Origin of the sequence: Microbacterium sp. CGR1 (assembly GCF_001266755.1) — a bacterium.
Lineage (GTDB): Bacteria > Actinomycetota > Actinomycetes > Actinomycetales > Microbacteriaceae > Microbacterium.
This window is the reverse complement of sequence record NZ_CP012299.1, coordinates 1,364,838-1,391,276: the sequence shown is the minus strand read 5'-3', so window position 1 is coordinate 1,391,276 and position 26,439 is coordinate 1,364,838. Positions and strand designations below refer to the sequence as shown.

The 26,439-nt window shown below is 68.1% G+C and carries 27 protein-coding genes; 22 read left to right on the top strand and 5 right to left on the bottom strand.

Annotated features, from left to right (window positions below; genetic code table 11):
- Window positions 1-1,428, bottom strand: a complete 1,428-nt coding sequence (locus tag AKG07_RS18035; protein ID WP_053096933.1) for a DUF2510 domain-containing protein — start codon at window positions 1,426-1,428, stop codon at window positions 1-3.
- A 139-nt stretch (window positions 1,429-1,567) separates the two neighbouring features.
- Between AKG07_RS18035 and ftsE the strand changes: the two genes are divergently transcribed.
- From ftsE to smpB, 3 genes are all read left to right on the top strand, one after another.
- Window positions 1,568-2,620: a cell division ATP-binding protein FtsE gene (gene ftsE / locus AKG07_RS06665; protein WP_053096931.1), complete on the top strand. Its 1,053-nt coding sequence runs from the start codon at window positions 1,568-1,570 to the stop codon at window positions 2,618-2,620.
- A complete protein-coding gene (ftsX, locus tag AKG07_RS06660) occupies window positions 2,617-3,531 on the top strand; it encodes a permease-like cell division protein FtsX (RefSeq protein ID WP_053096929.1) in 915 nt (304 codons plus the stop codon). Before ftsE ends, ftsX begins: the two co-directional genes overlap by 4 nt.
- Before the next feature lie 85 nt (window positions 3,532-3,616).
- The gene (gene smpB, locus AKG07_RS06655) at window positions 3,617-4,093 is read left to right on the top strand and encodes an SsrA-binding protein SmpB (RefSeq protein ID WP_053096927.1); all 477 of its coding nucleotides are present in this window, start codon (window positions 3,617-3,619) and stop codon (window positions 4,091-4,093) included.
- Here the strand turns inward: smpB and AKG07_RS06650 are convergent, their stop codons facing one another.
- Together AKG07_RS06650 and lexA are read right to left on the bottom strand one after the other, a co-directional pair.
- Window positions 4,094-5,959 (bottom strand): prolyl oligopeptidase family serine peptidase, encoded by a 1,866-nt coding sequence (locus tag AKG07_RS06650; RefSeq protein WP_053096925.1) that lies wholly within the window; start codon window positions 5,957-5,959, stop codon window positions 4,094-4,096.
- 55 nt (window positions 5,960-6,014) lie between these two features.
- Window positions 6,015-6,701, bottom strand: a complete 687-nt coding sequence (lexA, locus tag AKG07_RS06645) for a transcriptional repressor LexA (RefSeq protein WP_053096923.1) — start codon at window positions 6,699-6,701, stop codon at window positions 6,015-6,017.
- A 282-nt stretch (window positions 6,702-6,983) separates the two neighbouring features.
- Here lexA and AKG07_RS06640 point away from each other — a divergent pair, with 282 nt between their 5' ends.
- From AKG07_RS06640 to hisH, 4 genes are all read left to right on the top strand, one after another.
- Entirely contained in the window at window positions 6,984-7,346 is a 363-nt protein-coding gene (locus tag AKG07_RS06640) for a LysM peptidoglycan-binding domain-containing protein (RefSeq protein ID WP_053096921.1), read from the top strand.
- Window positions 7,347-7,437: 91 nt separating this feature from the next.
- Window positions 7,438-8,532 (top strand): histidinol-phosphate transaminase, encoded by a 1,095-nt coding sequence (locus tag AKG07_RS06635; protein WP_171821927.1) that lies wholly within the window; start codon window positions 7,438-7,440, stop codon window positions 8,530-8,532.
- Window positions 8,529-9,146, top strand: a complete 618-nt coding sequence (hisB, locus tag AKG07_RS06630) for an imidazoleglycerol-phosphate dehydratase HisB (protein WP_053096918.1) — start codon at window positions 8,529-8,531, stop codon at window positions 9,144-9,146. The genes AKG07_RS06635 and hisB overlap by 4 nt, the downstream gene beginning before the upstream one ends.
- Window positions 9,143-9,784 carry an imidazole glycerol phosphate synthase subunit HisH gene (hisH, locus tag AKG07_RS06625; protein ID WP_053096916.1) on the top strand — a complete coding sequence of 214 codons (642 nt, stop codon included), beginning with the start codon at window positions 9,143-9,145 and terminating at the stop codon, window positions 9,782-9,784. Before hisB ends, hisH begins: the two co-directional genes overlap by 4 nt.
- A 75-nt stretch (window positions 9,785-9,859) precedes the next feature.
- Here the strand turns inward: hisH and AKG07_RS06620 are convergent, their stop codons facing one another.
- On the bottom strand, window positions 9,860-10,942 hold the full coding sequence (locus AKG07_RS06620) for a MinD/ParA family ATP-binding protein (protein ID WP_201778473.1): 1,083 nt from the start codon (window positions 10,940-10,942) through the stop codon (window positions 9,860-9,862).
- Between the two features lie 591 nt (window positions 10,943-11,533).
- Between AKG07_RS06620 and priA the strand changes: the two genes are divergently transcribed.
- Window positions 11,534-12,280, top strand: a complete 747-nt coding sequence (gene priA, locus AKG07_RS06615; protein WP_053096912.1) for a bifunctional 1-(5-phosphoribosyl)-5-((5-phosphoribosylamino)methylideneamino)imidazole-4-carboxamide isomerase/phosphoribosylanthranilate isomerase PriA — start codon at window positions 11,534-11,536, stop codon at window positions 12,278-12,280.
- Complete coding sequence (locus AKG07_RS06610; protein ID WP_053096910.1) at window positions 12,264-13,091, top strand: SseB family protein; 828 nt, start codon at window positions 12,264-12,266, stop codon at window positions 13,089-13,091. Before priA ends, AKG07_RS06610 begins: the two co-directional genes overlap by 17 nt.
- Before the next feature lie 48 nt (window positions 13,092-13,139).
- Here AKG07_RS06610 and AKG07_RS06605 read toward each other — a convergent pair whose 3' ends face one another.
- A complete protein-coding gene (locus AKG07_RS06605; RefSeq protein ID WP_053096908.1) occupies window positions 13,140-13,538 on the bottom strand; it encodes a DUF1844 domain-containing protein in 399 nt (132 codons plus the stop codon).
- 231 nt (window positions 13,539-13,769) lie between these two features.
- On the opposite strand from AKG07_RS06605, the gene infC reads away from it, so the two are divergent.
- The 13 genes from infC to pheT all read left to right on the top strand — a co-directional run bounded on the left by infC (window position 13,770) and on the right by pheT (window position 26,430).
- Window positions 13,770-14,420 (top strand): translation initiation factor IF-3, encoded by a 651-nt coding sequence (gene infC, locus AKG07_RS06600; protein WP_072591506.1) that lies wholly within the window; start codon window positions 13,770-13,772, stop codon window positions 14,418-14,420.
- Between the two features lie 72 nt (window positions 14,421-14,492).
- Window positions 14,493-14,687 carry a 50S ribosomal protein L35 gene (rpmI, locus tag AKG07_RS06595; protein WP_017828564.1) on the top strand — a complete coding sequence of 65 codons (195 nt, stop codon included), beginning with the start codon at window positions 14,493-14,495 and terminating at the stop codon, window positions 14,685-14,687.
- A gap of 32 nt (window positions 14,688-14,719) precedes the next feature.
- Entirely contained in the window at window positions 14,720-15,106 is a 387-nt protein-coding gene (rplT, locus tag AKG07_RS06590) for a 50S ribosomal protein L20 (protein ID WP_045252681.1), read from the top strand.
- A 102-nt stretch (window positions 15,107-15,208) separates the two neighbouring features.
- Window positions 15,209-16,021: a TrmH family RNA methyltransferase gene (locus tag AKG07_RS06585; protein ID WP_053099176.1), complete on the top strand. Its 813-nt coding sequence runs from the start codon at window positions 15,209-15,211 to the stop codon at window positions 16,019-16,021.
- A gap of 76 nt (window positions 16,022-16,097) precedes the next feature.
- Window positions 16,098-16,766, top strand: a complete 669-nt coding sequence (locus AKG07_RS06580) for a response regulator transcription factor (protein ID WP_053096904.1) — start codon at window positions 16,098-16,100, stop codon at window positions 16,764-16,766.
- 6 nt (window positions 16,767-16,772) lie between these two features.
- On the top strand, window positions 16,773-18,149 hold the full coding sequence (locus AKG07_RS06575; protein WP_053096902.1) for a sensor histidine kinase: 1,377 nt from the start codon (window positions 16,773-16,775) through the stop codon (window positions 18,147-18,149).
- Window positions 18,146-19,126 (top strand): TAXI family TRAP transporter solute-binding subunit, encoded by a 981-nt coding sequence (locus AKG07_RS06570; protein WP_053096900.1) that lies wholly within the window; start codon window positions 18,146-18,148, stop codon window positions 19,124-19,126. The genes AKG07_RS06575 and AKG07_RS06570 overlap by 4 nt, the downstream gene beginning before the upstream one ends.
- A gap of 352 nt (window positions 19,127-19,478) precedes the next feature.
- Window positions 19,479-20,228 carry an amino acid ABC transporter ATP-binding protein gene (locus AKG07_RS06565; protein WP_372984152.1) on the top strand — a complete coding sequence of 250 codons (750 nt, stop codon included), beginning with the start codon at window positions 19,479-19,481 and terminating at the stop codon, window positions 20,226-20,228.
- Window positions 20,229-20,274: 46 nt separating this feature from the next.
- On the top strand, window positions 20,275-21,183 hold the full coding sequence (locus AKG07_RS06560) for a glutamate ABC transporter substrate-binding protein (RefSeq protein ID WP_053096898.1): 909 nt from the start codon (window positions 20,275-20,277) through the stop codon (window positions 21,181-21,183).
- Between the two features lie 59 nt (window positions 21,184-21,242).
- Window positions 21,243-21,899, top strand: a complete 657-nt coding sequence (locus AKG07_RS06555) for an amino acid ABC transporter permease (protein WP_053096897.1) — start codon at window positions 21,243-21,245, stop codon at window positions 21,897-21,899.
- The gene (locus AKG07_RS06550; RefSeq protein WP_053096895.1) at window positions 21,896-22,837 is read left to right on the top strand and encodes an amino acid ABC transporter permease; all 942 of its coding nucleotides are present in this window, start codon (window positions 21,896-21,898) and stop codon (window positions 22,835-22,837) included. The genes AKG07_RS06555 and AKG07_RS06550 overlap by 4 nt, the downstream gene beginning before the upstream one ends.
- Window positions 22,838-22,885: 48 nt before the next feature.
- Complete coding sequence (gene pheS, locus AKG07_RS06545; protein WP_053096893.1) at window positions 22,886-23,926, top strand: phenylalanine--tRNA ligase subunit alpha; 1,041 nt, start codon at window positions 22,886-22,888, stop codon at window positions 23,924-23,926.
- On the top strand, window positions 23,926-26,430 hold the full coding sequence (gene pheT / locus AKG07_RS06540) for a phenylalanine--tRNA ligase subunit beta (RefSeq protein ID WP_053096891.1): 2,505 nt from the start codon (window positions 23,926-23,928) through the stop codon (window positions 26,428-26,430). The genes pheS and pheT overlap by 1 nt, the downstream gene beginning before the upstream one ends.
- Window positions 26,431-26,439 lie beyond the last annotated feature (9 nt).

The window sequence follows — 26,439 nt, the reverse complement described above, 5'->3', positions numbered from 1 at the left end:
TCAGCCGGCCGACGGAGCGACGTCGATGCGCGCGATGTCGCGTCCGGCCTCGTCAGTGACGACGAAGACGTAGGACTCGCTCTGGGCGATGTCGAAGGTGATCGGGCCGCTGACCGTCTGCCCCGGGTCGAGGAGCTCGTTCGGTGCGCCCGTCACGAAGAAGTCGACCTGACCCTCGACTCCCTCTGCCGTCTCCAGAGAGGTGAACAGCGGGTTCGCGGCCGTCGTGCCCTCGACACCGGTCCACGTCGTCTCGAGGGTCACGTAACCGCCGTTGGTCGAGGGGACGCTCGAGCCGTCGCTGGTCGCCCAGCGCGCCTCGGTGACAGTGATCTCGCCGCTCCCGCCCAGGAAGGTGAGTGCGACGGTGTCGCCGATCGTGCCCTCTTCGACCTGCGCGGACCCCGTGCCGTCGTCGGTCGTGCCGTCGTCGGTTCCGGTGTCGGAATCGCTCGACGGCGGCGCGGACGGCAGATCGCGCACGGCCTCGGACACCGTCGCGAAGACGATGACGAAGAACATGACGACCGCGATGATCGCGCCGATGATCGAGAGGATGAGTCCGGAGATACCGGGCCACTTCCTGCCCTTGAGGAAGAGCGAGATGAGCGAGACGATGAAGCCCACGCCGAGCAGGAGCCATCCGAGCCAGAAGATCACCGGGATGCACGACAGGATCGTTCCGAGCGCCGCGAGTCCGAGCCCGACGAGCCCGAGGACCGACGGGCGGGCCGGAGCCACCGGGGTCGTGGCGCCGTATGCGGGCGGGTATCCGGCGGGCGCACCGTACTGCTGTCCGGCGGGAGCGTACGCGGCGGCGCCGGGGTACGAGGGTGAGGGTGCCGCCGAACCCGGGTATGCGGGCGCGGCGGGGTACTCCTGGGGATACGAGGGGGCTACGGTGCCCGGGTAGGAGGGTGCACCACCTTCGGAGGGACCCGCGGTGTTCGCATACGGGGGCACGATGTCGTCGGTCGGCGTCGGGGACTCCGGAGAGGTGGAACCCTGCTCATGCGTGGTGCCGGCCTCGTCGACAGGGGCATCGGTCACGGGCGCGCCGTATGCGGGCGCGGCGCCCGCGTCCTGGTGGGCGGACGGCTCGGCCGGAGTCTCCGCGTCGGCGCGGGAGTCGGAGGGTGCGGGCGTGTTCCACGACTGGCTCTCGACCGCGGCGACCGACTCGATCGCAGCGGCCGTCTCCGCGGCTGCTGCCGAATCGGGAATCGCGTCGGACGAGGAGTGGCCCGATACGTCAGCCGACTCGGAACCCCGGTCCGTGGTCGCTTCGCCGGTCAGACCGCCGGCCGACTCGCCTGCTGCAGACGGGGCGGATTCCACGATGGGGGCGAAGTGCTCGGTCCACTGGGTGCCGTCCCACCACCGCTGACGCCCGGATCCGTCGTCATACCAGCCTGCAGGCGTCGTCATGGTTCCCCCTCGGAGTATCGTCCATGCTGACGGCACGGATCGGCACCTCCATGTATAGCAGTGGAGTGCGACACGCAGGGGGGTCGAGCGGGGTGTCGCTCGCAGGCAGACGAGGGTGCGCGCTTAGGCTCGAACCGCCATGATTCGGTTCGAGAACGTCACGAAACGCTATCGCGGGACCTCGCGGCCCGCTCTGTCCGATGTCGACTTCGAAGTGCAGCGCGGGGAGTTCGTCTTCCTCGTCGGCGCGTCGGGGTCGGGCAAGTCGTCCTGTCTGCGACTCATCCTCCGCGAGGACGTGCCGACGACGGGTCGAGTCGCCGTGCTCGGCCGCGATCTGCGTTCGCTTGCGAACCGGAAGGTGCCGTACTTCCGCCGCCACATCGGATCCGTGTTCCAGGACTTCCGACTGCTGCCGTCGAAGACCGTCTACCAGAACGTCGCCTTCACTCTGCAGGTGACGGGCTCGTCGCGCGGCTTCATCCAACAGGCCGTGCCCGAGGCGCTCGCGCTGGTCGGACTCGACGGGAAGCAGAAGCGGATGCCGCACGAGCTCTCCGGCGGCGAGCAGCAGCGCGTCGCGATCGCACGGGCGCTCGTGAATCGCCCCCAGGTCCTGCTCGCGGACGAGCCGACCGGAAACCTCGACCCGGCGACGTCGGTCGACATCATGCAGCTCCTCGCCAGGATCAATGCCGGAGGCACCACCGTGCTGATGGCGACACACGAGGCGGGCTTCGTCGACCAGATGCAGCGTCGGGTCATCGAACTTCGCGATGGCGAGATGGTGCGAGACGAGGTGCACGGCGGCTACGGAGACACGTCGAACATCCCGCGTCTGGTTCCCGAGGAGGTGCGCGGTGCCGCCGCGGCCGCTGCACTCACTGCTGTGCAGGAGGTGCAGCGCCAGACCGCCGACCTCTCGCTGGTCCGCGCCGCGCTCGCTGAGGAGCTCAGCGCGCAGCGCAAGGCGGAATCGGCGTCCGCAGACGCCGTCCCGACCGCATCCGAGACTCCCGAGGCTCAGGCGGCGCCGATCGAGCCGCCGGTGATAGACGAGCAGCCGGCGGTCGCCCTCGCGGCGCGGACGCATCCCATCGTGCTGCCGCAGGTCGACGTCGCCGAGCTCGGGGTGGCCGATCGACTCGGTCTGTCCGACGACGGCACGGAAGAAGTGGGGCCGACGTCGTGAGAATCGGACTCATCCTCGCGGAGGCCCTCGGAGGGCTTCGTCGCAACATCTCGATGGTCATCTCCGTCGTGCTCGTGACATTCGTCTCGCTGACCTTCGTCGGCGCCGCGATCCTGATGCAGGCGCAGATCGGCACGATGCGCGGCTATTGGACCGAGCGGGCGCAGGTCGCCGTCTACATGTGCTCCGACATCTCGGAGCAGGACACCTGCGTCGACGGCGGCACCTCGGAGGAGCAGGTCGACGCCGTGCGAGCACAGCTCGACGGCGAGGCGCTCGCTCCTCTCATCAGCGAGGTCAGCTTCGATTCCAAGGAAGACACCTACGCCAAGCTCGTCGATCAGCTCGGCGAGGACCAGGCGAGCGTGATCTCGCCCGAGCAGGCGTTCGAGGTCTTCTTCGTCACCATGAAGGATCCCGGCCAGTCGCAGGTCATCTCCGAGGCGTTCAACGGTGTCGCGGGGGTGGAGCAGGTCCAGGATCAGCTCCAGTACCTCGAACCCCTGTTCTCCGCCTTGACGGTCGCGACCTACATCGCGGTCGGTATCGCAGCGCTCATGCTGATCGCCGCCATCCTCTTGATCGGCACGACCATCAGGCTCTCCGCGTACGCCAGACGCAAGGAGATCGGGATCATGCGCCTGGTGGGGGCGTCCAACCGCTTCATCCAGACGCCGTTCGTCCTGGAGGGCGTCTTCGCTGCCTTCCTCGGCTCGGCCCTCGCAAGCGCGGCCGTCGTCGCCGGCGTCCACTTCGGCGTCGACGGCTACCTCCGAGGACGCGTGCCGTTCATCACGACCTGGGTGTCGATGCAGGACGCTGCCGTCGTCGTCCCGGTGCTGATCGGCATCGGCGTCGTGCTCGCCGCGCTGTCGGCGGGTTTCGCGATCCGTCGCTGGCTTCGCACCTGACCCGCGCGCCGGTATAGACTGACAGGCTGTCGTGCGCCCGTGACGGGCACCGGAACCATTGCGCGACGCGGATCAGGAGAGAATCATGCCCAGGGAACGCGGGGAGAAGGTCGTCGCGACCAATCGTCGCGCACGTCACGACTACAACATCGAGAAGTCGTACGAGGCGGGGATGGTGCTCACCGGCACCGAGGTGAAGTCACTGCGCCAGGGGCGCGCGAACCTGAGCGACGGATATGCGTTCGTCAAGGGGAACGAGGTCTTTCTCGACTCGGTGCACATCCCGGAGTACTCGCAGGGCCACTGGACCAACCATTCGGCGAAGCGCGTCCGCAAGCTGCTGCTGCACCGTGAGGAGATCGCGAAGCTGCAGCACGCGGTCTCCGCCGGCGGCTACACGCTGATCCCGCTGAAGCTGTACTTCTCCGACGGTCGCGCCAAGGTCGAGATCGCTCTCGCCAAGGGAAAGCGCGAGTTCGACAAGCGCCAGACCCTCCGCGAGCGTCAGGACACCCGCGAAGCCGAGCGCGCGATGCGCCTGCGCAACCGCGTGGGGGAGTGATCAGCGCGCGGGCGTGAATCCGAACACGCGTCCGAGGAAAGCGAGCTCCCTCTCGAGGGCGTCGATGATCGTCTCGCTCGACCGGAAGCCATGGCCCTCACCCGGGTACAGCACGTACTCGTGCTCCACACCACTCGTCGCCAGCGCATCGCGGATCGCCTCGGACTGTGCGGGTGGCACGACACGGTCGTCCGCACCCTGCATCAGCAGCACCGGCACGTCGATCCGGTCGGCGTGTGTCAGGGGCGAACGCGCGACGTAGAGTGCCTCCGCCTCGGGCAGCGGACCCACCAGCCCCTCGATGTAGTGCGCCTCGAAGTCGTGGGAGTGCGCGCTCAGCATCTGCAGGTCGACCACTCCGTATCGGCTGATCCCCGCGGCGAACGTCCCTCCCCGCACCAGCGACGAGAGCACTGTCCAACCGCCCGCCGAGCCGCCTCTGATCGCGATGCGGGCGGGATCCGCGAGCCCAGCATCGGCGAGGCCGCGGGCCGCTGCGATCACGTCGTCGACGTCGACCACGCCCCATCCGCCGTCCAGCCGTTCGCGGTACGCACGGCCGTAGCCCGTCGATCCGCCGTAATTGACGTCGAGCACGCCGATGCCGCGGCTCGTCCAGAACGCGACGGCGGCGGACGCCGCGCCGGTCACATGCGCGGTCGGGCCGCCGTGGACGAGCACGATGTAGGGCGGGAGCTCGTCATCCGCGGCCGGAGCGTGGGCCGAGGGATTCGTCGGCGGGTACGCGAAGGCATGGACGGGCCCGTGCGAGCCGTCGACCAGGACCTCGGATGCGGGCGGCATCCACGCAGGATCGGTCGGCGCAGCTCCCGCGACGGCCTCGACGCGACCCGTGTCGACGTCGACGCACCAGACCCCGGGTTCTGTCGTCGAGCTGTTTCCGGAGAGCAGCACGCGGGAGCCCGCGACATCGTCGACACTCACGTGGCCGTCTGCGGGGAGGGGAATGCGGTGGGCGCTGCCGTCGGGGTCGATGACGACGACCCGGTCGCGACCGTTCGTGCGCACAGCCACGACGCGACCGTCGGCGAGCGGGCGGTACCAGCGATTGCCGAGCACCCAGAGGCCGTATCCCGTGTCGGCGTCGTCGTCGATGATCTGCTCCGCCGTGCCGACCGCCTGGGCTCCGCTGACACGCTGTCGGTGCAGAGCCCAGCGGCCCGAGGGATCGTCGGAGTACACGATCTCGTCGTCAGCCGTCCACTCGGGCTGCAGCGCGGCGCGAGTGGACAGCTCTGTGCGCGCGGTGCCGTCCGAGATCACCAACGACGCTCGCTGCCACGGCATCCGATCGCCGGACCACTCGACCCACGCTGCACGAGAACCGTCGGGAGACAGTGCCGGATGAGCGTAGAACGACTCGCCTTCGACGAGGGTCTTCAACAGCGCAGGCCGGTCGGATGCCGACCCGTCGGTCGGGATCTCGACGATGGCGCGTCGGTGAGGGGAGACCGACAGATCCTCCCGCACGGCGAACAGGCGGCCGCTCTGCAGACGCAGACCGCCGTGCGCCGGGCCCGGGGGTGTCAAAGGAACGGGGACACCGCCGCGGGGCATGCGGTGCACGCGCTGATCCTTGGCATCGACGAAGTACAGCGTGCCGTCGGCATCCGCGGTCCACGCCCCGCCGCCGTACTCGTGGACGCGAGACCGAGCACTCCATGGCGCGGGAAGGATCTCGGCACCCGTCGAACTTCGCACGGTCAGGCGACCGCCCTCGGCAGGGATCGACTCACCCCACCAGATCTCGTCAGCCACGAAGGCGCTGCCATCGATCCGCGGAGACGACGCGGCGATCCGGTCGGGGGTGAACGGAGAGGTCCAGGTACCGAACGGCGACGACATGGTTCGAGCCTATGGTGCGTCGACGCCCGCCGACACCGGCAGGGTGGGAGGGGAGTCAGACCGCGCGCAGCACGGCGACGATCTTGCCGAGGATGACGGACTCGTCGCCGAGGATCGGCTCGAATGCGGAGTTGCGAGGCAGCAGCCAGGTGTGGCCGTCGCGTCGACGGAGAACCTTCACCGTCGCCTCGCCGTCGAGCATGGCGGCGACGATCTCGCCGTTCTCGGCGCTGCTCTGCGACCGCACCACGACCCAGTCGCCGTCGCAGATCGCCGCATCGATCATCGATTCGCCGGACACCTTGAGCATGAACAGGTCGCCCTTGCCGACGAGCTGCCGGGGGAGCGGGAAGATCTCCTCGACCTGCTGGTCGGCGGTGATCGGGACACCTGCGGCGATGCGGCCGACGAGCGGCACGAGCGCCGCATCGCCCACGGGGGTCGCCACATCGGCGGGATTCTCTCCGCTGGTGCCGGGGAGGTCGATGAGCACTTCCATGGCACGGGTCTTGCCGGGGTCGCGTCGCAGATATCCGCTCAGCTCGAGCTGGCCGAGCTGGTGGGTCACGCTGGACAGCGACTTGAGGCCCACGGCGTCGCCGATCTCTCTCATGCTCGGCGGGTACCCGTGACGGCTGATCGACGCCTGGATGACCTCGAGGATCGCCATCTGCTTGGGACTCAGGCTCTTGCGGCGACGGGTGCGCGGGACGTCGGCGTCGGGGGCGGAGATGTCGCTCATGGTGCTCCTCAGGTGTGCGATTCCGGCGTCTCAGTTCGAATGTCGGAGGCCCGTGGTGGGGTGTTGACATCGAAACCGTATCCGAGAATCGCGCCGAAGTGGAAGATCTGTTCGAGCGTGTCGGCCGATTCCCGGACTTCTGTTTCGAAGAACGCTTGACAGATGTTCGAATTCGAAGATAACTTCGGAACGTAGGTTCGCATTCACGGCTCCCGGCCGAGGCGCGAATGCGAACGCTACGCCAACTTCACCGCCCACGCGGTAGATGCAGAGGAGCACGACATGAGCACCATCACCTTCAGCAGTGCAGCAGTCCTTCCGGCTCGTCCGGCGACGCGGCTCAAGCTGACGGCGCGCGGTCGACGTGTCGTTCTCGCTGTCGCGGCCGTGCCGCTCGCAGCCGGGATCGCATTCGCCGCACTCAGCGGCGGCAGTGCGATGGCCTCAGGCGAGCAGACTGCCACGGCATCGTTCGCGACGGTGACGGTGATGCCCGGCGACACGCTGTGGTCGATCGCTGAGAGCGTGGCCCCCGGCGCGGATCCGCGCGACGTGATCGGCGACATCACGCGTCTGAACCTGCTGCGCGGCGGCGAGCTGCAGATCGGCCAGGAGCTGGCGATTCCGGCGCAGTATTCGGAATGAACCCGTGAGGGCCGTTCGATCGAGCGGTGCGGCGCGGATGCGCGTTCACACTCCGTCACCACGGGCGTCTGTGTAGTGAAGGCGGCCTACCATGGGAAGGGTGACTGCATCACTCGCCGACCTCCCTCTTCGCGACGACCTCCGAGGGCTCACGCCCTATGGAGCGCCGCAAGCGCCTCTTCCGATCGCACTCAACGTCAACGAGAACACGCATCCGGTTCCCGACGCGGTCGCCAGTGACATCCTGGACGACATCGCGGTCGCGCTCCGCGATGTCAACCGCTACCCGGATCGCGAGTTCACCACGCTCCGGGAAGGGTTCGCGGAGTATCTCGGTCATGGTCTCGAACCGGCTCAGATCTGGGCGGGCAACGGGTCGAACGAAGTCCTTCAGCACATTCTGCAGGCGTTCGGAGGGCCGGGCCGCACGGCGTTCAGCTTCGCCCCGACCTACTCGATGTATCCGCTGATCTCGAAGGGCACCGGAGCGCGTTGGGTCGCCGGCACCAGGCAGCCCGATTACACGATCACCCCCGAAGAGGCGGCAGCGCAGGTGCGAGATGTCGATCCTGACGTCATCCTGCTGTGCTCGCCGAACAATCCGACAGGCACGCCGCTGGGCCTCGACGTCGTCGAAGCCGTGTACGAGGCGTCGAACGGAATCGTCGTCGTCGACGAGGCGTACCAGGAGTTCGCGCCGCACGACGCGGCATCGGCTCTGACCCTTCTCGAGGGACGACCGCGGCTCGCCGTCTCCCGCACGATGAGCAAGGCCTTCGCCTTCGCGGGTGCCCGCGTGGGGTACCTCGCCGCGGATCCTGCCTTCATCGACGCTCTGCGGCTCGTGCGCCTGCCGTACCACCTCAGCGCTCTCACGCAGGCCGCAGCCGTCGCCGCTCTGCGCAACTCCGACGTGATGCTCGGCATGGTCGAGGAGATCGTCGAGCAGCGGGATCGCATCTCCGCGACGCTCGAGGCGCTGGGGTACACCCCGCATGAGTCCTGGTCGAACTTCGTCCTGTTCGGGGGTGTCGCAGAGCCCCAGAAGGTCTGGCAGCAGCTCTACGAGCAGGGTGTTCTCATCCGCGACGTCGGGATCCCCGGGCACCTCCGCGTCACCGCGGGCACCGAGGCGGAGACCACGGCATTCCTCGATGCCCTCGCCTCGATAGGATCGGCTTCATGAGCAGCCCCGCCCAGACCCCGCGCACCGCCACGCGTGTGCGCAGCACGTCGGAGTCCACCGTCGAGCTCGAGCTGAACCTCGACGGCACCGGTGCGAGCCGTATCGACACGTCGGTGCCGTTCTTCGATCACATGCTGACGGCTTTCGCGAAGCACTCGCTCACGGACCTCACGGTTCGCGCCTCGGGGGACACGCAGATCGACGCACACCACACCGTGGAGGACATCTCGATCGTTCTCGGTCAGGCCATCCGTGAAGCGCTGGGCGACAAGTCCGGCATCTCGCGATACGGCGACGCTCTCGTGCCGCTCGACGAGGCGCTCGCTCAGGCTGTCGTGGACATCTCGGGGCGTCCCTATCTCGTTCACACGGGGGAGCCTGCCGGTTTCGAGCACCACCTCATCGGCGGCCACTTCACCGGTTCGCTCGTGCGCCACACGTTCGAGGCCATCACCTTCAACGCGGGACTCACGGTGCACGTGCGCGTTCTCGGGGGCCGCGACCCCCACCACATCGCCGAAGCCGAGTACAAGGCATTCGCTCGGGCGTTCCGCCAGGCCAAGGCCCTCGACCCTCTGGTCGACGGCATCCCGTCGACGAAGGGCGCGCTGTGAGCAGGGCTCCCCGGGTCGCCGTCTTCGATTACGAATCCGGCAACGTCCACTCGGCTGTCAAGGCGCTCATCGCCGCCGGTGCTGATGCGGTGCTGACGCGCGACCGCAAGGAAGCGCTCGAGGCAGACGGTCTCGTGGTGCCGGGGGTCGGCGCGTTCCAGGCCGTGCGCGATGCGCTCTACGCGCACGGCGGCGACGAGATCATCGATCGCCGGCTCGCAGGCGGGCGCCCGGTGCTCGGCATCTGCGTCGGCATGCAGGTTCTGTTCGCGCACGGTGTCGAGCGCGGGCACGATTCCGAGGGTCTCGGCGAATGGCCGGGAGCGGTCACGGAGCTCAACGCGCCGGTGCTGCCGCATATGGGGTGGAATACGGTCGAGCCGGGCGCCGAATCGGTGCTGTTCAAGGGCATCGAGAACGAACGCTTCTACTTCGTGCACTCCTATGCCGCGCAGTCGTGGGAGCTCGATGTCATCCCGCCGTTCCCTCAGCCGGTGCTCACGTGGTCGACCTACGGCGATCCGTTCCTCGCCGCGGTCGAGAACGGGCCGCTCTCCGCGACGCAGTTCCATCCTGAGAAGTCCGGCGAGGCCGGAATCCAGCTGCTCCGCAACTGGGTCGACAGCCTTCGGTCCTGACGCGTCGGCAGCCCGCTGAGCCGCCGTCGATCCGAACCTCGGACGACCGATCCGTCGGGTCCACTGCCGAACGGCTCAGAAGCCTCGGGCGACAGCGGCCGCGGCAGAGAGCCACGACCGCTGCGTCGGCGCCGCAAGTGCACGAAGACGGAGGTGACCGTCGACCATCTCCCGATCGAAGGGGATGCCGACGACTTCGCGCGCGAGCGGCTGATATCCGGCGATGACGTCTGCGACTTCGGCGGGGGATGCCTTCGGGTCCGCCTGGCTCACGACGACCACTGACTCGCGAGCCAACCGTGCGGATCGCTCGTCGCGGTCTTCGAGTGCCTCGAGCAGCAGCGCCCCGGCCTCGGCATGGTCGTCACGTGTCGTCGTCGCCACGACGATCTGGTCGGCGAGGTCGATCATCCGCAGCCACATCGGATCGGACTCGTCGTTGCCGGAGTCGATGATGATCAGACGGTAGAACTTGGCCGCGATCGCGTGGATGGAGTCGACGTCACTGGGCCGGAGCCGATTCTCGTGGGCCAGTCGGACGGGCTTCGACCGCAGGACGTCGTACTTCTCCTGCGGCTGGTGATGCACGAAGTGCGCGAGGTCGGCTGACTGTCCCTGGGCTCCCAGCAGGCGCTGGGTCTGCGGAAGCAGTTCGAGCAGTGTGCGATCGTGCGCCCCCGTCTCGGTGCGCCAGCCGAGGGTGCCGCGGGTCTGGTTGTTGTCCCACGCGAGAACCCCGGCGCCGCCGTACTGCGCGAAGACCGCCGACAGCAGCACGGTGGCCGGTGTCTTTCCCGCCCCGCCCTTCCCGTTGACGACAGCGACGGTGCGGGGGCCCGGCCAGTGGCGGCTCACCGCGTGCTCGTCGTCGCGGACTGCGCGTTCGCGAGCGCTCGGGCCGAGGGTGAACCCGACGCGGTTGAGCAGCCCGCGTCCGCCCTGACGCGCTGGCTCCTCGCGGCGCTCCTCCTGAAGGAACGAGCGACGCCCCACGCCCTGCTCGCGCTGCTGACGACGCGAGGATGCCGAGGACGCCGACTCTGCAGCGGCGGCGTTGGGCGCGGACGGGGCCGAGGCGGGCACCGGCAGCGGCGGAGCGGGCGGTACGTCGGAAGACTGGGGGCGCGGCGCCGTGGCCGCCGGAACGGCGGGCCGCACGGTGCTGTCCTGAGTCGAAGAGCTCTGCTGTTCCGACCACGCGGTCGAAAGCGATCCGGTCGCAGCGGGCGCTCCGGAAGGTGCTGGCGTCGTCGGTACCGCAGGGGCTGCGGGCGATGCGGCTGAGGGCGTGGGCGGTATTGCAGGGGCGGCGGGTGGCGCAGCGGGGACCGAAGGCGGTGCGGAGATCGGCACAGCGGGCGTGGCCGGCCGCGCATCATCGGAAGGAGGAGCTGCGGCGGAGGCTGCTGCCCATGCCGCTGCGGCTCGCGTTCCCGGCGCAGGGGCGGCCTGGGGTGCCGGTCGGGGGTGCGGGGCTGTGGGCTCCGCGTCGGGTCCAGCCGGCATCTGAGCGCGCTCATCCGGAGTCTCGGGAGGCAGCGCATTCCCGCGTCGCAGGGGTCCGCCTCCTCGCGCATCCGCATCGCGCACCATGGAACATCTCCTCACACACCGAAACAGGGGCGTCATCGAGGCTACCGCGTGGCACGGGAGGTTCTCTGCTGTCATCGTTTTGGAGCGGGCCGATACGCGGGCTAGTGTCGATTCTCGTGCCGACGAATCGGTCTCTCCATCTCACCTGAGGACGTCATGAACGACTTCGCGCAGTCTCCCGCTCTCACTCTTCTTCCCGCCGTCGATGTCGCCGGGGGCAAGGCCGTCCGCCTCACTCAGGGTGAGGCCGGCACCGAGACCAGCTACGGCGACCCGCTCGACGCCGCGGGGGAGTGGGTCGCACAGGGGGCGAAGTGGATCCATCTCGTCGACCTCGATGCCGCTTTCGGACGCGGCAGCAACGCACCGATCCTCCGCAAGGTCATCAAGCAGTTCAAGAACGTCAACGTCGAGCTGTCCGGCGGCATCCGTGACGACGCGACGCTCGAGGCGGCTCTCGAGAGCGGTGCGACCCGCATCAACCTCGGCACGGCCGCGCTGGAGAACCCCGAGTGGGCCGCCGACGTGATCAGCCGTTACGGCGAAGCGATCGCTGTCGGGCTCGACGTCCGGGGCACGACGCTGGCCGCTCGCGGGTGGACGAAGGAGGGCGGCGACCTCTGGGAGGTGCTCGAGCGCCTCGAGGATGCCGGCTGCAGCCGTTACGTCGTGACCGACGTCACCAAGGACGGAACCCTCAAGGGACCGAACCTCGAGCTGCTGCGCGAGGTCACAGCCCGCACCCCGAAGCCCGTCGTGGCATCCGGAGGCATCTCGAACCTCGATGACATCGTGGCGCTCCGCGAACTGGTGCCGCTGGGCGTCGAAGGCGCCATCGTCGGCAAGGCACTCTACGCCGGCGCGTTCACGCTGGCTGAGGCGCTGGATGTCGCAGGGGACTGACGACGCCGGGGACCACGGTCCCCACGACCGTCATGGGTCGCACGAGCACCCGTCCAGCGATCGGGGCGACTCGGCCGGTGTGCCCTGGGAAGGCCGCAGCTTCCAGTCGAACCCTCATGCCGCCGACGACGGATCGGCCGACCCGGTTCTGCTCGACGCGCTGCTGCGTTTTCGGGCGGGCGACGGTGCTCAGACCGAGGTCGTCGACGCGTTCCGTTCGGCGCGGGTCCTGATCCCGCTCATCGCCGAGAAGGGCGAGGAGGGCGTGGCGCCGAGCGGTCTCGCTGTCGACAAGACTCAGGAGCTCTCGATCGTGACGGTCGCGGCTCCCGACGGTCGTCGCGTGCAGCCGGTGTTCTCGTCGGTCGAGGCGATGCAGCGCTGGGACGCGACGGCCCGTCCGATCCCGGTGGAAGCCGTGCGCGCCGCTCTCGCAGCGTCGGCGGAGGAGACGGATCTGATCGTTCTCGACCCGACGTCCGACACCGAGTTCGTCCTCCGTCGTCCCGCGGTGTGGGCGGTCGCGCAGGGTCATCGGTGGGAGCCGAGCTTCCTCTCGCCCGAGGTCTTCACTGCTCTGCAGGAGAGTGTCGCGCATGAACTCGCCGTGATCGACGTCGCCGTCGCGGCCGGAGACCCGGACGCCCGTCTACGCGGACCGGAACTGATCGTCATCCTCGAGCTGGTCGACGGGCTCGAGCGCGAGGTGCTCGATGCCGTGCTCGCGCGCCTGGCGCAGCGGTGGGCGGCGGATGATCGCATCGCGGTGCTCGCCGACTCTCTCACCGTGAAGCTGCGTCGCTCGGCCTGACCGGCTCGGTGCTGCCACCGACCGGTCAGCCGCAGCGGCCGGCAGTCCCTAGTTGACCGGGCCTGTCCACTTCTCGCCCGGACCCTTGCCGATCGGGTCGGGAATGGTCGACGCCTCGCGGAACGCGAGCTGCAGCGAGCGCAGCCCGTCTCGGAGGGACCGCGCGTGCATGTCGCTGATCTCCGGTGCGCCGGCGGTGATCAGCCCGGCGAGGGCGTTGATGAGCTTGCGCGCCTCATCGAGGTCGAGCTGCTCCGCCGCGTGCGGGTCGTCGGCGAGGCCGAGCTTGACCGCCGCGGCACTCATGAGGTGGACGGCTGCGGTCGTGATGACCTCGACCGCCGGCACATCGGCGATGTCCCGCGTGGCGGAGGACGCCGCCTCCTCCTGCCGTGCCCAGCGCTCTTCGCGCTCGCGTGCAGCCTCATCCGATGCCTGGTTCGTCACTTCGCCTTGCCTTCTGTTAGACTTTGTCGGGCTCCGGAGCGTCATGCTCCGGTACGAAAGAGGATTCACTTCCCACCCGCGCTTGCCGTTCCAGGCTACCGGGTCTTGCACTCCACCGGATCGCGTCGTCAGACGGGGTCCGGCAGGCAGGGTGCGGAGCCGGCGTCTGAATGCCGGTGGGTGGGACGATTCTGATTTCGCCCGGGGTGCTGACAGCATCCTGGTGGCCGAATCCCATCGTCTAAGGAGCTACGCATCAGCGATCCCCGCACCAATGAGCGCATCCGCGTCCCCGAGGTCCGCCTCGTCGGTCCCGCGGGTGAGCAGATCGGCGTCGTCCGCATCGAGGCGGCGCTGCGCCTTGCGCAGGAAGCAGATCTCGACCTCGTCGAGGTCGCGCCCAACTCGAAGCCGCCCGTGGTCAAGATCATGGACTACGGCAAGTTCAAGTACGAAGCCGCCCAGAAGGAGAAGGAAGCTCGCCGCAACCAGGCGAACACCATCCTCAAAGAGGTCCGCTTCCGACTGAAGATCGAGGCGCACGACTACACGACGAAGCTCAAGCGCGCCGAGGGCTTCCTCAAGGCCGGCGACAAGGTGAAGGCCATGATCCTGTTCCGTGGTCGCGAGCAGTCGCGTCCCGAGCAGGGCGTCCGCCTCCTCCGCAAGTTCGCCGAGGATGTCGCCGAACTCGGAACCGTCGAGTCCAACCCGACCATCGACGGCCGCAACATGGTCATGATCGTGGCTCCGCTCAAGAGCAAGTCCGAGGCGAAGCAGGAGCAGAATGCGGTTCGCGACGCCCAGCGCGCAGCGAACAAGCAGGCCGCCCGCGAAGCCAAGACCGACGCCGACGAGCCGGCCGAGGCCGCAGCGGAGTAACTCCCGCCCCCAGACTCCCGCACCGCGGGTTGACACCGTCGCCTGAGAAGGCGCCATACGAAGGAAGAGAAGATGCCGAAGCAGAAGACCCACTCGGGTGCTAAGAAGCGCTTCAAGATCACCGGCAGCGGCAAGCTGAAGAAGCAGCAGGCCGGAATGCGCCACAACCTCGAGCACAAGTCGAGCCGTCGCACCCGCCGCCTCAACCAGGACCAGGTGCTGTCGAAGGCTGACACCAAGGTCGCGAAGAAGCTTCTCGGTCGCTGACGCGCCCGAACGCACGATAGGAACACAGGAAAATGGCAAGAGTCAAGCGGGCGGTAAACGCCCACAAGAAGCGTCGGGTCATCCTCGAGCGCGCCTCCGGCTACCGCGGTCAGCGTTCGCGCCTCTACCGCAAGGCCAAAGAGCAGGTCATCCACTCGCTGGTCTACTCGTACCGTGACCGTCGCAAGCGCAAGGGCGACTTCCGTCGTCTCTGGATCCAGCGCATCAACGCCGCTGCACGCCAGAACGGCATCACGTACAACCGCTTCATCCAGGGCCTCGGTCTCGCGGGCGTCACCGTCGACCGTCGCATGCTCGCCGACCTCGCGGTCAACGATGCAGCGACCTTCACGACGCTGGTCGAGACGGCGAAGAAGGCTCTGCCTTCCGACGTCAACGCTCCGAAGTCGGCTGCGTAAGCAGCTCTTCACCACAGAGGACGCTCTCCTTCGGGAGGGCGTCCTCTGTCGTTCGCCCGGCGTTTGCGCAGGAACGGTCCTGCCGTTCTCTAGACTGTGAACGTGCTGGAGAACCCCCGTTCGCCCCGAGTCCGTGCCGTCGCCAAGCTGACCAAGCGCAGCGCGCGCGCAGAGACAGGGCTCTACCTCCTCGAAGGTCCCCAGGCGGTTCGCGAGGCGCTGACCTACAGTCCTCAGGCGATCGTGGAGCTGTTCGCGACCCCGACCGGCTGGGAGAAGCATCCGGACATCCGCGCGAAGGCATCGGACGCCGGCATCGAGGTGGAGTACGTCACGGAGTACGTGCTGAACGCGATGGCCGACACGGTCACTCCGCAGGGGCTGGTGGCCGTCGTCCGGCAGGCGCCCACGTCGGTGCGAGACATCTTCGCGGCATCCCCCCGTCTGGTGGCGATCTGCGAGGAGATCAGGGACCCGGGAAACCTCGGCACGATCATCAGGGCCGCCGATGCGGCGGGAGCCGACGCCGTCGTGCTGACGGGCCGCACGGTCGACCCCTACAACCCGAAGGTCGTGCGCGCCACCACAGGTTCGCTGTTCCATCTGCCCGTGTCCGTAGGCGCAGAGCTCTCGGATGTGGTCGAGAAGGCTCACGCCGCTGGACTCCGGATTCTGGCCGCGGACGTCAAGGGCGAGGATCTCCTTCATGCCCGGGCGGACGGAGTGCTCGCCGAGCCCACGGCGTGGCTGTTCGGCAATGAGGCGCGCGGTCTCGAGGACGAGGCGCTCGCGCAGGCCGACCAGGTGCTGAAGCTGCCGATCTTCGGCCGCGCCGAATCCTTGAACCTCGCCACGGCAGCGAGCGTCTGCCTGTACGAGAGCGCGTTCGCGCAGCGGGCGGCATCCTCGGCCTGATCTCCGGCGGACGAGCGGCCGCCCGTCCTGCTGGTAGGTTTGTCCCTGCTCGAGCGGAGAAGGGGACCCAGGGTCGATGCAGATTCTGATCGTGGAGGACGACGAGCGTGTCGCCGCTGCACTCGAGGCCTTCCTCGCGCGATCCGGGTACGCCACCGTGCGAGCCGCGGACGGAGCCTCCGCGCTGCAGGAATTGGGTGCGGACACCGAGGTGGTGCTCCTCGACCTCGGTCTGCCCGACGTCGACGGCATCGATCTCTGCCGTCGGATCCGCGCACGCTCCGAGGTGCCGATCGTGATCGTCACCGCACGCAACCAGGTCACGGAGCGCATCAGAGGGTTGCGTGCCGGCGCTGACGATTTCGTCGTCAAGCCCTACGACGTCCACGAGCTCCTCGCCCGGATCGAGGCGGTCACACGACGCTCTCGACCCGTGCGGCCGGAATCCGAGGCGCGCGTACGTCTGCAGGATGGCGAGATCGAGATCGACCTCGTCGCCAGGCAGGTGATCATCGGACGCGCTCCCATCGAACTCACTCGCAAGGAATTCGACATCGTGGCGGTGCTCGCCCGGTACCCCGGCGTCGCCGTGCCGAAGGAGAGACTCATCCGCGAGGTCTGGAACACCGACTGGCGCGGCTTCGGGCACTCGCTCGAGGTGCACGTCGGCGCGATCCGCAAGAAGGCGGGTCAGCGGCATCTGATCGAGACCGTGCGCGGTGTCGGCTATCGGTTGGCCGGGTAGCGTTCGATGCGCAGACGTCTCGTCGTCGTCTTCCTGGTGCCGCTCGTCGCCATCCTGCTGTCGTTGGGCGGCGCCACGGCGTGGAGCGCGACCCGCAGCATCCAGCAGGCCTTCTACACCGAGCAGCTCGGCGACCTCGGGTATTTCGTAACCAGCGCGCGGCAGGCGCTGCGGTCGGGCAGCGCGACGGTGATCGATGCGGAGGTCGCCCGCTTCCACGAGGTGTACGGGATCGATGTGATCGTCTTCGATCTTTCCGGTGGGGTGTGGTCAGCGCGCGACGGCGGCGGCGAAGTCCTGTCAGAGGACGATGCCGCACGGGTCGGCCTCGCGCTCTCGGGGCGCCGCGCCGAGGCGCCCGAGCCGGTGTTCCCCTGGATCGCGGCAGAGTCCTCGCTCGTCGAGCCGGTCTTCGACGACGGCGACGTGATCGGCGCCGTGATGCTCTCCGCGGACGTCGAGGCGCCACGGACCCAGATCCTGCAGCAGATTCTTGTGCTGACGGTCGTGTCGATCGTCTCGATCGGACTCGGCGTGCTCCTCGTCTTCCAACTCGCCCGGTGGGTGCTCTCTCCGGTCCGACGTCTCGATGAGGCGATGATCGCGATCGAACGCGGCGAGATGGATGCGAGGGTCGCGGAGGACACGGGGCCTCCTGAGCTACGCCGGATGACGCGCGTGTTCAACGGCATGGCGGATGAGATCGAGCGCGTCATGACGCGTCAGCAGGAGTTCGCCCTGAACGCCTCGCACGAGCTCCGCAATCCCCTCAACGCGCTGCTGCTGCGTGTCGAGCACCTCTCGACCGGTCTCGGAGCCGACTGGAAGGACGACGTCGAGGAGACGAGGGAGGAAGGGCGCCGGATGGCTCGCATCCTCGAGACGCTCCTCGGACTCGCGCGCGGCGGGCGCGCCGACACGATGATCTCAGCCGTCGATCTGACCACGCTCGCCGCCCGCCGCGCAGACGCCTGGAGCGAGGTCGCGTCACAGCGACGCGTCCGGATGCTCTCGACAGGAGTGGGCCCGGTGATGAGCATCACCGACCGCACGATCGTCGAGAGCGCGCTCGACGCCGTCATCGACAATGCGGTGAAGTTCTCGCCCGCCGAGTCGGCCGTCGAGGTCGACGCGCACCGCAGCGGTGGACTCTGCGTGCTGACAGTCCGCGACCACGGCCCCGGCCTGACGCGAGAGCAGGCCGCGAACGCCGCCGACCGATTCTGGCGCAGCGACGACAGCGGCGGGGTTCCGGGGTCAGGGCTCGGCCTCGCGATAGCGACCGACCTCTTGGAGTCGATCGGCGGCGAGCTGCGGGTCGATACGCCGGACGACGGCGGGCTGCTGGTGTCGCTGATGCTGCCGGACGGAGCTGAGGGATGAGCGGGCGGGCTAGCCGCCGCGCATGGTGGCGCAGAGGGGTGGCGACGGCACTCGTGCTGCTGCTCGCCGCCACGAGCAGCGCGTGCAGCGCTCGATCGACGGAGTGGAACGACTCTGCCTACGAGATCGCCGGCGGGGGAGCCAACGGGGTCTATTACGCCTACGGCGACGAACTCGCTCGGGAGCTGTCGGAGTCCTTGGGCATCCGCGTGTCGGCAGCCGAGACCGCCGGGTCCGTCGACAACCTCCTGCGGGTGAGCTCGGGGGAGGCCCTCCTCGGCTTCGCGCAAGGGGATGCCGCGGCCGACGCCGTCGCCGGAGTGGGAGCGTTCGACGAGCCCATGCCGGTGCAGGCTGTCGCTCGCCTGTACGACGAGTACCTCCACGTGGTCGTACGCGCGGATTCGGACATCGCCGCCCTCAGCGACCTTGCGGGCAGGACGGTGTCGCTCGGGGCCGAGAATTCCGGCGTCAATGTGATCGCGGCGCGAGCACTCGACGCCGCCGACGTCGACGTCGCGACGATCACGGATCCCCGGCTCGATCTCGGTGAGTCGATCAGCGCGCTCGAGAGATCCGAGATCGACGGATTCTTCTGGGTCGGCGGCATCCCGACACCGGGCATCGCGGAGCTCGCGACGACGACGCCCGTGCGGCTGGTGCCGATCGAGCAGACATGGGTCACGACGATCAACGCTCGATACTCCGATGCGTATCGGCCGTCCGACTTCCCCGTCGGGCTCTATGGACTCGACGAGTCCGCGCCCACGATGGCGGTGCCGAACTATCTGGTCACCTCGTCCGACACTCCGGACGGCGTCGTACGGGACGTCCTCACGAGCCTCTTCACGGTCCGCACCGATATCGCGCAGCGGGTTCCGGTCGCGTCCCTGCTCGACCGCAGGCAGGCGATCTTCACGGGGCCGGTCGACCTGCATCCGGGGGCCGTCGAGTACTACCGGGACCAGCGGGACTGAGGCCTCAAGAAATCCTCAAGAAGTCTCATACCGGCATGTCACTCTGCCAATGTGGGGGTCGATCGCGCTCGATTCAACGGAGAATTCAGATGCCACAGAGCCCACGCCCCTCATTGAGGCGCGGACTCGGCCATTCTCCGGAGTCGTCCTGCGATCGGATCCGGTCGGAGGCTTGCTGCCACGTTCTACTCGGGGGAGGAACGGAGCAGCAGGGACGCCCCCACGGTCCGCGGGGGCGGACCGTGGGGCACTCCGGTTCTCGGGCGGGATCGGCCCCATCGCGTGGTTACGAACGTGTAAATGTCGACGCATCACTGTGGAGCCACGTGAGCGACCTGGCTAGTTTGGAGAAATGATGACCACCGGTAAGCCCCTCGTCGTTGTCGACAATGTCCAGAAGCACTACGGCGACTTCCAGGCGCTCACGGATATCGACCTCACGGTGAACGCCGGCGAGGTCGTCGTGGTGATCGGTCCCTCAGGCTCGGGCAAGTCGACACTGTGTCGCACGATCAACCGCCTCGAGACGATCACGAGCGGCACGATCAGCATCGACGGCAAGGCGCTCCCCGCTGAGGGAAAGGGCCTCGCGCATCTGCGCGCAGACGTCGGCATGGTGTTCCAGTCGTTCAACCTCTTCGCGCACCTCACGATCCTCGAGAACGTGACGCTCGGCCCGATCAAGGTCCGCGGCATGAAGAAGGCCGATGCCGACAAAGAGGCGATGATGCTTCTCGAGCGCGTCGGCGTCGCCCAGCAGGCCTCGAAGCTTCCCGCACAGCTCTCCGGCGGACAGCAGCAGCGCGTCGCGATCGCCCGCGCTCTCGCCATGCAGCCCAAGGTCATGCTCTTCGACGAGCCGACCAGCGCGCTCGACCCCGAGATGATCAACGAGGTCCTCGACGTCATGGTGGAGCTCGCCCGTGACGGCATGACGATGATCGTCGTGACCCACGAGATGGGCTTCGCTCGCAAGGCCGCCAACCGGGTCGTGTTCATGGCCGACGGCAAGATCGTCGAGGAGGCGACGCCTGAGGAGTTCTTCACGAACCCGAAGAGCGACCGCGCCAAGGACTTCCTCTCCAAGCTCCTCACGCACTGACGAGCCTCACAGACCTTTGCACACACAGCACACGAAGGAGACGCACATGCGACGCACACGGACACTGGCAGGAATCGGGATCGCGACGGTTGCACTGTTCGCGCTGACGGCCTGCAACAGCGGCAGCCCGTCCAGCCCCGGCGCCGGAACCGGCGGCGAAGAGAGCGAGGACTCCACCTGGTTCGAGGTCGCTGACGACGTCCAGCTCGAGGGCAGCCCGACGTTCGACGCCATCCAGGAGCGCGACAAGGTGATCGTCGGCGTCAAGGAGGACCAGCCCGGGCTCGGCTACCTCGACGTCACGACCGGAGAGCGCACCGGCTTCGACGTCGACATCGCACGGTGGATCGCCGCATCCCTGGGCTACGACGAGGACAAGATCGAGTTCAAGCCGATCGCTTCGGCGAACCGCGAGCAGGCGATCACCAACGGTGACATCGACTACTACGTCGGCACCTACTCGATCAACGACAAGCGCAAGGAGCTCATCGACTTCGCGGGTCCCTACTTCATCACCGGTCAGGGACTCCTGGTCGCCGCCGACGCGGACGACGCCGAGGCTCTCGAGGACTTCAACGGCAAGACCGTCTGCTCCGCGACCGGCTCGACGCCGATCCAGAACATCAAGGCGAACTTCCCCGAGATCAAGACGCAGGAGTACGACCTGTACTCCGCCTGCGTCCAGGACCTCATCGACGGCAAGGTCGACGCCGTGACCACCGACCAGGCGATCCTGATCGGCTACGCGGCCCAGTACCCGGATGACGTCAAGGTGACCGGCGGCCTCTTCACCGAGGAGCGCTACGGTGTCGGCCTCACGAAGGGCGACGACGCGCTGCGCACGCACATCAACGAGCTCTTCACCGACGGTGGCGACATCTGGCAGGCGATCTTCGACGCGAACCTCGGTTCCAGCGGCATCGAGGTCGAACAGCCCGAGGTCGACGCGTACTGATCGACATGGGCGGCCCCCTCAGGGGGGCCGCCCATTCACTCTGAAGAAGGGAGGGTGGCGTGGACGTCATCTTCGGCAACCTCGACCTGTGGGGACAGGCGATCAGCAACACGCTGATCGTGTTCTTCGCGGGCGGGATCATCGCACTGATCCTGGGTCTGATCGTCGGGGCCATGCGTGTCTCCCCGGTGCCCATCGCCCGCGGCGTCGGCACGGTGTACGTGAACACCGTGCGCAACACCCCGCTCACCCTCGTGTTCTTCTTCTTCATCTTCGGGTACCCGCAACTCGGGTTGCCCGAACTGTCGAACCTCGTGCTCGGCATCCTCGCCATCGGCATCTACACGGCGACCTATGTGGCCGAGGTCCTGAGGGCGGGTATCAACACGGTGCCCGTCGGTCAGGCCGAGGCCGCGCGGGCCATCGGACTTCCCTTCGGACAGGTGATGGGTCTCGTGATCCTGCCGCAGGCGTTCCGCTCGGTCGTCCCGCCGATGATGAGCGTCTTCATCGCGCTCCTGAAGAACACGACCGTCGCAGCCGGGTTCTCGGTCGCCGAGCTCGCGGCTCTCCGGTCGACCATCAACGATTCGGCCGACCGTCCGGGCAACCCGATGGAGGTCCTCCTCTGGGTCGCCGTCGTGTTCGTCGCCCTGGTGCTGCTGTTGAGCTGGCTGCAGCGATATCTCGAGAACCGTTGGAGGATCGCGCGATGAGCTCTGTACTGTACGACGTCCCCGGACCCCGGGCGATCGCCCGCAACCGGATCATCGCGGTCGCCACCGTCGTCCTCGTCCTGGCCGCCATCGGCTTCATCGTGCTCCGCATGGTGGAGACAGGCCAGTTCTCGGCGGAGAAGTGGTACGTGTTCACGTTCTCCAACGTGTGGATGGGTATCTTCAAGGCCCTGGGCAACACGCTCGCAGCCTTCGCGCTCGCCGCCGTCCTCAGCGTCGTCCTCGGCTTCGTGCTGGCCATCGGGCGGCTCTCCGAGCACGCGTGGGTGCGGATCCCCGTGACAGCCGTCACCGAGCTCTTCCGTGCCGTTCCGGTGCTGGTGTTCATGATGCTGCTCTACTACGGGCTCCCCGTGGTCGGAATCAAGATGGATCCCTACTGGGCCGTCGTGATCGCACTGATGGCCTACAACGGCTCCGTGCTCGCCGAGGTTCTGAGGGCCGGCATCGAGTCCCTGCCTCGGGGGCAGAAAGAGGCGGGCTACGCGATCGGACTCCGCAAGAGCGGCGTGATGCGTCTCATCCTCCTGCCGCAGGCGATCCGGGCGATGCTCCCGGTGATCGTCGCGCAGCTGGTCGTCACGATGAAGGACACCGCTCTGGGCTTCATCATCACCTACCCCGAGCTGCTGTACTACGCGAAGCAGCTGACGTCGCAGCAGGGTCGCCCGATCCTGCAGTCGGCCTTCGTCATCGGCGGCATCTACATCGTCATGTGCCTCATCCTGTCGGGCATCGCGAAGTGGGTCGAGATCCAGACCCGTCGCTCGCCGAAGGTGAAGGCGATCCACGCGGCAGAGGATCCCCGCCAGCACGGCGACGGCACCGACACCGAGCTCATCACCCTGCAGCGCGGGGGCAGCGGCTTCGGCGGCACCGGTGGTGTAGGCGGGCTGGACAGCTCCGATCCGAAGTGATGTCCACCGGCGCGGGGCGACCGCCTCGCGCCGGTAGACTCCTGTCTCGTGTCTGAGTCTCCCGAAATCACCCCGGAAGCGGTCGAAGCCGCCGTGGCGGCCGCGCTCGAAGCGATCGCCGCAGCCGCCGATACGACCGAACTGAAAGCCGCTCGCGCCGCGCACGTCGCCGACGGATCGCCGCTCGCCGTCCTGAACGCCTCGATGCGACAGGTCGCCCCCGAGAACAAGGCCGCTTTCGGCAAGCTCGTCGGCCAGGGCCGCGGTCAGGTCACCAAGGCCCTCGCCGCCAAGGAGGAGGAGCTCGCCGCCGCGGAGGTCGCTGAGCGCCTCGAGGCCGAGCGGCTGGACATCACGGCGATCCCCTCGCGCACACGCGTCGGCGCCCGGCATCCGCTGACCCTGCTGAGCGAGCAGATCTCGGACATCTTCGTGGGCATGGGCTGGGAGATCGCGGAAGGACCCGAGCTCGAGCACGAGTGGTTCAACTTCGACGCTCTGAACTTCGACGTCGACCACCCCGCCCGTCAGGAACAGGACACCTTCTACGTCGACCCGCCGTCGCGCCACCTCGTCATGCGCACGCACACGAGCCCCGTGCAGGTGCGCTCGATGCTCGACCGCGAGGTGCCGATCTACGTGCTCTGCCCCGGCCGCGTGTACCGCACCGACGAGTTCGACGCGACGCACCTCCCCGTCTTCACCCAGTTCGAAGGACTCGTCGTCGACAAGGGCATCTCGATGGCGCATCTCAAGGGAACGCTCGACCACGTCGCGCGTCAGCTCTTCGGCCCCGAGGCCAAGACGCGCTTCCGCACGAACTTCTTCCCCTTCACCGAGCCGTCGGCCGAGCTCGACCTCTGGCACCCCACCTTCAAGGGCGGCGCCCGTTGGATCGAGTGGGGCGGCTGCGGGATGATCAACCCGAACGTGCTCCGCGCGGCGGGGATCGATCCCGACGTCTACAGCGGCTTCGCGTTCGGAATGGGCGTCGAGCGAGGACTCATGTTCCGCAGCGATGTGCAGGACATGCGGGACATGGCAGAGGGCGATGTCCGTTTCAGCGAGCAGTACGGGATGGTGGTGTGATGCGCGTCCCGCTTTCGTGGCTGCGTGAGTACGTCGATCTGGCAGCGGATACGACACCGGAGGATGTCCTCGCAGCGCTCGTGACAGTCGGATTCGAGGAGGAGGACGTCCACCGCTTCGAGATCTCGGGTCCCGTCGTCGTCGGACAGGTCGTCTCGCTCGAGGCGGAGCCGCAGTCCAACGGCAAGACGATCAACTGGTGCCAGGTCGATGTCGGTGAGGCGAACGGCGGAATCCGTGGAATCGTCTGCGGCGCGCACAACTTCGTCGCGGGTGACAAGGTCGTCGTGACGCTTCCCGGTGCAGTGCTGCCGGGGCCGTTCCCGATCGCCGCCCGCAAGACCTACGGGCACGTGTCCGACGGCATGATCGCCTCTGCGCGTGAGCTGGGGCTCGGCGACGAACACAACGGCATCCTCGTCCTCGCGGACCTCGGTATCGATGCACCCGTCGGCACAGACGCCATCAGCCTGCTCGGACTCGACGATGTCGCGGTCGAGATCAACGTCACGCCCGACCGCGGGTACGCGTTCTCGCTGCGCGGTGTCGCCCGCGAGTACTCCCACGCGACCGGAGCACCGTTCCGCGACCCGGCCGAGCGCGACTTCACCGAGCTCCAGCCGGGCGCCGGTCACACGGCGATCGTCGACGATGCAGCCCCCGTACGCGGCCGCGTCGGCGCGAGAGAGTTCGTCACCCGCGTCGTCCGCGACGTCGACCCGTCGCGCCCCACTCCGCCGTGGATGATCGCGCGGCTGTCGCTCGCCGGCATGCGCTCGCTCGGCATCCTGATCGACATCACCAACTACGTGATGCTCGAATTGGGGCAGCCGCTGCACGGATACGACCTCGACAGGCTCTCCGGCGGCATCACCGTGCGTCGTGCGACGGCCGGTGAGACGATGACGACCCTCGACGGCCAGGAGCGGAAGCTCCACGCCGAGGACCTCCTCATCACCGACGAGTCGGGTCCCATCGGTCTCGCCGGCGTCATGGGCGGCGGCACGACCGAGATGAGCGACACGACGCACAACGTGCTGATCGAGGCCGCGACCTTCGACCCTGTGACGATCGCCCGCACCGCACGCCGTCACAAGCTGCCCAGCGAGGCATCCAAGCGGTTCGAGCGCGGTGTCGACCCGCTCGTGCCGTTCGTGGCAGCCCGCCGTGCAGCCGACCTGATGGTCGAGTTCGCCGGCGGCACGCTCACCGACGAGGGCGGCGCTCTGTTCGCCGAGGTCTTCGTCGCAGACATCGACCTCCCGCGCGGATTCGTGCAGGGGCTCATCGGCGTCGACTACTCCGACGACGAGATCGCCGGCGCGCTCACGACCATCGGCGCAGAGGTCTCCGGGTCGGATGCCGGGTGGACCGTGATCCCGCCGACCTGGCGTCCCGACCTCACCGACAAGTGGTCTCTCGCCGAAGAGGTCGCTCGCATCCACGGTCTCGACCGCATCCCGTCCGTGCTGCCGACGCCGCCGTCCGGCCGCGGTCTCACCTCACACCAGCAGGGTCGTCGCCGCGTCGCCGACGCGCTGGCGGCTGCCGGTCTCGTCGAGACGCCCTCGTTCCCCTTCACGACGGAGGCGGAGAACGACCTGCACGGCTCGGCGTCGGGAGAGCATCTGCCCAGCATCCGGCTCGCGAACCCGCTCGACGGCTCCGCTCCGTTCCTGCGTCGATCGCTGATCCCCGGGCTTCTGCAGACCGCGCACCGCAACATCTCGCGCGGCCTCACGGACCTCGCGCTGTTCGAGACCGGAGTCGTGTTCCTGCCCGAGCCGGGTGTCGAGTACGGCACGGACGAGGTGCCGCCGCTCGGCGAGCGTCCGTCGGACGACACGCTCGCCGAACTGAACGCGTCGATCCCACCGCAGCACCGTCATGTCGCGGCGCTGTTCACGGGCAACGTCGTGACCAAGCAGCCGGGACGCGCCGCGGAGCCCTACGGGCTCTCCGAGGCGCTCGACGCCGCCAGAGTCATCGCGGCTGCAGCCGGAGTCGACCTCGATGTGGTGCAGGGGCAGCGCGCGGCGCTGCACCCCGGACGCACCGGCGTGCTCTCCGTCGGCGACGTCGAGATCGGCTACGTCGGCGAACTCCACCCCGAGGTCGCCGCCGGAGCAGACCTTCCCGGTCGTGCCACCGTGCTCGAGCTCGACCTCGACGAGGTCATCGCGCTCGGCGGGAACCGTGCGGTCGCCGCCTCGCTGTCGACGTTCCCCGCTGCGACACAGGACGTGTCGCTGGTGGTCGGCGCTGATGTGCCGGCGGGCGACGTGCGCGCTGCGCTCACCGAGGGTGCCGGTGCGCTTCTCGAGTCGGTCCGTCTCGTCGACGACTACCGGGGGGACGGCGTCACGGATGGTCAGAAGAGTCTCACCTTCGCGCTGCGCTTCCGTGCGGACGACCGCACGCTCACCGCAGCCGAGGCGACAGAGGCGAAGCTCGCGGGTGTCGCTGTCGCAGCTGAGCGCTTCGACGCGACCCTGCGCGACTGAAGCTCCGCC

What these genes read in the sequence shown, in the direction of transcription:
- priA (WP_053096912.1), top strand. Translation starts at nt 11,534, where the DNA reads ATGAACGACTTCGCGCAGTCTCCCGCTCTCACTCTTCTTCCCGCCGTC.
- AKG07_RS06635 (WP_171821927.1), top strand. Translation starts at nt 7,438, where the DNA reads ATGGGAAGGGTGACTGCATCACTCGCCGACCTCCCTCTTCGCGACGAC.
- hisB (WP_053096918.1), top strand. Translation starts at nt 8,529, where the DNA reads ATGAGCAGCCCCGCCCAGACCCCGCGCACCGCCACGCGTGTGCGCAGC.
- AKG07_RS06570 (WP_053096900.1), top strand. Translation starts at nt 18,146, where the DNA reads ATGAGCGGGCGGGCTAGCCGCCGCGCATGGTGGCGCAGAGGGGTGGCG.
- lexA (WP_053096923.1), bottom strand. Translation starts at nt 6,701, where the DNA reads ATGAGCGACATCTCCGCCCCCGACGCCGACGTCCCGCGCACCCGTCGC.
- AKG07_RS06550 (WP_053096895.1), top strand. Translation starts at nt 21,896, where the DNA reads ATGAGCTCTGTACTGTACGACGTCCCCGGACCCCGGGCGATCGCCCGC.
- AKG07_RS06650 (WP_053096925.1), bottom strand. Translation starts at nt 5,959, where the DNA reads ATGTCGTCGCCGTTCGGTACCTGGACCTCTCCGTTCACCCCCGACCGG.
- pheT (WP_053096891.1), top strand. Translation starts at nt 23,926, where the DNA reads ATGCGCGTCCCGCTTTCGTGGCTGCGTGAGTACGTCGATCTGGCAGCG.
- AKG07_RS06560 (WP_053096898.1), top strand. Translation starts at nt 20,275, where the DNA reads ATGCGACGCACACGGACACTGGCAGGAATCGGGATCGCGACGGTTGCA.
- ftsE (WP_053096931.1), top strand. Translation starts at nt 1,568, where the DNA reads ATGATTCGGTTCGAGAACGTCACGAAACGCTATCGCGGGACCTCGCGG.
- AKG07_RS06610 (WP_053096910.1), top strand. Translation starts at nt 12,264, where the DNA reads ATGTCGCAGGGGACTGACGACGCCGGGGACCACGGTCCCCACGACCGT.
- AKG07_RS06565 (WP_372984152.1), top strand. Translation starts at nt 19,479, where the DNA reads ATGATGACCACCGGTAAGCCCCTCGTCGTTGTCGACAATGTCCAGAAG.
- AKG07_RS06575 (WP_053096902.1), top strand. Translation starts at nt 16,773, where the DNA reads ATGCGCAGACGTCTCGTCGTCGTCTTCCTGGTGCCGCTCGTCGCCATC.
- rplT (WP_045252681.1), top strand. Translation starts at nt 14,720, where the DNA reads ATGGCAAGAGTCAAGCGGGCGGTAAACGCCCACAAGAAGCGTCGGGTC.
- AKG07_RS18035 (WP_053096933.1), bottom strand. Translation starts at nt 1,428, where the DNA reads ATGACGACGCCTGCAGGCTGGTATGACGACGGATCCGGGCGTCAGCGG.
- smpB (WP_053096927.1), top strand. Translation starts at nt 3,617, where the DNA reads ATGCCCAGGGAACGCGGGGAGAAGGTCGTCGCGACCAATCGTCGCGCA.
- rpmI (WP_017828564.1), top strand. Translation starts at nt 14,493, where the DNA reads ATGCCGAAGCAGAAGACCCACTCGGGTGCTAAGAAGCGCTTCAAGATC.
- AKG07_RS06640 (WP_053096921.1), top strand. Translation starts at nt 6,984, where the DNA reads ATGAGCACCATCACCTTCAGCAGTGCAGCAGTCCTTCCGGCTCGTCCG.
- AKG07_RS06580 (WP_053096904.1), top strand. Translation starts at nt 16,098, where the DNA reads ATGCAGATTCTGATCGTGGAGGACGACGAGCGTGTCGCCGCTGCACTC.